The 3,363-nt window shown below is 68.4% G+C and carries 3 protein-coding genes; all 3 read left to right on the top strand.

Annotated features, from left to right (window positions below):
- Positions 1 to 359: 359 nt before the first annotated feature.
- Positions 360 to 815 (top strand): RICIN domain-containing protein, encoded by a 456-nt coding sequence (locus ACFXBC_RS20240; protein WP_385025884.1) that lies wholly within the window; start codon positions 360 to 362, stop codon positions 813 to 815.
- Between the two features lie 455 nt (positions 816 to 1,270).
- The gene (locus ACFXBC_RS20235; protein ID WP_385025881.1) at positions 1,271 to 2,038 is read left to right on the top strand and encodes a hypothetical protein; all 768 of its coding nucleotides are present in this window, start codon (positions 1,271 to 1,273) and stop codon (positions 2,036 to 2,038) included.
- A 161-nt stretch (positions 2,039 to 2,199) separates the two neighbouring features.
- The gene (locus tag ACFXBC_RS20230) at positions 2,200 to 3,111 is read left to right on the top strand and encodes a M3 family metallopeptidase (RefSeq protein ID WP_385025878.1); all 912 of its coding nucleotides are present in this window, start codon (positions 2,200 to 2,202) and stop codon (positions 3,109 to 3,111) included.
- Positions 3,112 to 3,363 lie beyond the last annotated feature (252 nt).

Below are 3,363 nucleotides of genomic sequence, written 5' to 3'. Positions count from 1 at the left end.
GCCGGGCCGCACTCGGGGTAAACCCCGGGCGGCGCCCCCCCCCTCCGGCCCCCCCCCCCCCCCCCCGTTGGGGCGTTTCCCCCGGGTGGGGGGGGCGCCCCGGGGGTGGCGCGGGGGGGCGCCCTCACGTATTTCCGCGGCCCTTTGCATGGCTCTCACAGGACATCAGCACCCTTTGTGCGGCCCACCCACTTCGATATTCGAGGAACGGCCCGCCCTCCGCACTCCGCCCAGCGGGTTGATGTCGTCCGGTCGCAGGGCAATCTCAATTCCCCCTCAAATCGCTTTCGTGACGCCAAGCGCCGATGCAATACTCTCCGTCGACCATAGGTTGCCATCCGAAACAGGGGGAACCAGCAGTGAAGACAATCAGCAAGATCGGCATCACCACCGGCGTGGCCACGCTCGCGCTCACCGCGTTCGGCCCGGCCTCACCAGCACAGGCGTGGGGCTCTGTTCACCTGGTGAACAAGGCGACCGGCAAGTGTCTGCAGTTCAACGGGCTCGACAAGAAGGTCACCCTGGCTGCATGCAAGAACACGAACAAGCAGCGCTGGGCCAACATGGGTTCGAAGCTCGCGACTATCGTGAACCCGTACGGCGGTGACTGCCTCGCGCATTCCGGCAAGAACAAGCCGGCCTATGGGCGAGGATGCTCCAAGGCGCAGGTAATGATGTTCAGCAGCCTGAAAATCAACTCCTCTACCTCCATCGGTTCCGCAGGGTGTGGGTACTTCAAGGAGGTCAGCGGCAAGGTTATGTGCGGCGTTCGCCCCAGCAACAGGTCGCAATCCACTTGGGTCGTCAAAAGCTGAACTGAAGAAGAGCCGCTTGTAGCCGGCTTCTGGCAACGGATGAGGATGTTACGTCCGTCGGGATGGACCGTTGCCGCAGAGGCTGCCAGAGGCCCGGCCGTTCCCGACAGCGCCCCGCACCCCTGTGCGGGGCGCTGTGCTGTGCGCGAAGTACAGCCCCAGACCTCGCGCCGGCCCGGCCGAAACGGCGGGTACAAGCCTTTCCGGAACAGACCCTTGACGCCCGTACAACCCCCTGCCTATTGTCCTCCTGCCGCCGGTTGAAAAGTCAGGCAGTCCCGGCGGAGATCCTCCAAGTCGCTCTCTCTGTATTTCTGTTCTCGGCGCTCAGTTGACAGCCAGCACGGATGGGCTTGAAAGGAGGATGGATGCCGACGCACGGTAAAAACTCCCCAGCCGCTCAGAATTCAGTAGCGGATTATTCGGTACCGGATCATTCAGTACTGCATTCCGCGGTGCCGCACTGGGACGTCGCCTCCCTCTTCCCCGACCCGGATTCCGCGGTGGTGGACGCGTTACTGAGCGAGCCGCTCCGCGAAGCGCAGAAGATGGCGGCCGACTACGCCGGCGCCCTGTCCGGTCTTGACGCGCCTTCCTTACGGACCGCCATCCGGCGTTACGAGCACTGCGTCGCCCGGATCCAGGAAGCCTCCTGCTACGGCGAGCTGCTGCAGACCGACACGGCACTGCGCCCCCGGGCGCTCGCGCTGCTGTCCCGCTGCGACCGGGCCTGGGCCGAACTGGCCTCGACCCTGGCCTTCTTCGAAACCGGACTGGGCGCCCTGCCCGAGGCCCCCGACGGCCTGGGCCCCTACGCGAACTTCCTCGGCAAGGTACGGGCGGCAAGCGCCGGAAACCTTCCTGACGTGCAGGAATCCATACTGGCCCGGCTGCTGCCGACCGGCGGCGAAGGATGGGAACGGCTCTCCCAGCAGCTCCTGCGCGACCTCTCCGTAAAGCTGGACGGCGGTGCTCCGCGCAGCGTCGCCGAGGCGCTTCCCGGCCTGTACGAGGCGGACCGCGACGCCCGGAAGGCGACCCACGCGGCCATCGGGGCGGCGCTCGCCGACCGGGCCGGGCTGCGCGCCTTCGCCCTATCGATGACGGTGGCGGACAGCGAGACCCGGGCCGCCATCCGGGGCACCGACTGGCTGCGGGAGCGGCGCCTGTTCGACCAGGTGTCGCGGGCCGAGGTCGACGGACTGCTGACTGCTGACTGCTGACTGCTGCGGACGAATGCCTTCCGCTGATCCACTCCTATTACACCCTGAAGCGCGAAATCCTGGGAGTCGGTGACTTCGCCGACTACGACAGATACGCGCCCCTCGTGCCGCCGTCGACCGGAACCACATGGGCCGAAGCTGTGGCCGTCGCGATATCCGTGATGGAATCCATATCGCCGACGGCCGCCGATTCGGCCCGCACTCTTTTCGACAGCGGCAGGATTGACGCCGTACCGAGCCCCGGGAAAAGCAGGAGCGCATTCACTCAGACCATTCCGGGACAGCTCCCCTGCGTTTCCATGAATTTCCGCGGAATGCCCAGGGACGTACTGACCCTCGTCCACGAGACCGGGCACGCCGTCTCTCTCCAGCTCGCCGCCGGTCAGCCCTATCTGGCAGCCACCCCGGCCCCCGTCATGGCCGAAACCTTCGCCTTGTTCTGTGAGGGGCTTGCCGTGCGGCAGCCGCTGGCCGGTACGGCGGACCCCGCGGTACGGCTGCGCCGGCTGGCGCGCTGGCTGGCAGACCAGATGGTCGCGATCGGCCGGCATGCGGCGCTGCACCGGTTCGAGGTGGCCCTGCACGAGCGGGTGCGCGACGGTGAGGCCCTGGACGCGGACCGCATGGGCGAGTTGTGGACCGAAGGGCATGACCGCCTCTACGGCCCCGCGGTCCGCCTGACCGAGGGGTACCGCCTGTGGTGGAGCTATCTGGAGCCCCTCTTCACCACGCCAGGCTCCAACTACGCCTATGTGTACGGGCAGTTGTCCGCGCTCACGCTGCTGCGCCACTTCGAGGCCGATCCGCCCGGCGTGGGTGACCGGCTGACGGAGATGCTGCGGCTGGGCGACACCCGGAAGCCGGCGGAGCTGCTCACCCTCGCCACAGGTGACCCCAGCCGCACCTGGCACGACGCCGTCGCACAGCTGGCTCTCTCCCTGGACGAGCTGCGCGAGGCGGCCGAGTCGGCCGGGCGGCGCGATCCGGCCGGGTCTGACAGGCCGCACGGGCCGCCCGCGCGCACAGACTTCCGTTCCCCGCACCCCGCGGGCAGCGGGAAATCCACGCCCTGAGGGGCCCGGAAGGAGTTGATCACTATGTCCGTTGCCATGACGACCCGTAAGGCCAGCATCGCCGGCCAGGCGAACGAGGGCTGAGCCCTCCGGTGAGGGACACCGCTCCCTCACCCCTCTGTGACTCCGCGGGGGGGGGCGGCGCTTCGCCCCCCCCCGCGGGGGCACCGGGGGCGGGGGGGGGCCCCGCCCGGCCCCCCCCCACAAGAGGGCGCGGGTGAAAGACCGATTCGCCCCCCCGGCCCACCCGCC

The sequence above is a fragment of the Streptomyces sp. NPDC059398 genome (assembly GCF_042751845.1).
GTDB lineage: Bacteria > Actinomycetota > Actinomycetes > Streptomycetales > Streptomycetaceae > Streptomyces.
This window is presented reverse-complemented; position numbering and strand designations above follow the sequence as displayed.

Excerpts from the sequence above, each read along its gene's own strand:
- ACFXBC_RS20230 (WP_385025878.1), top strand. The coding sequence starts at position 2,200 with ATGGAATCCATATCGCCGACGGCCGCCGATTCGGCCCGCACTCTTTTC.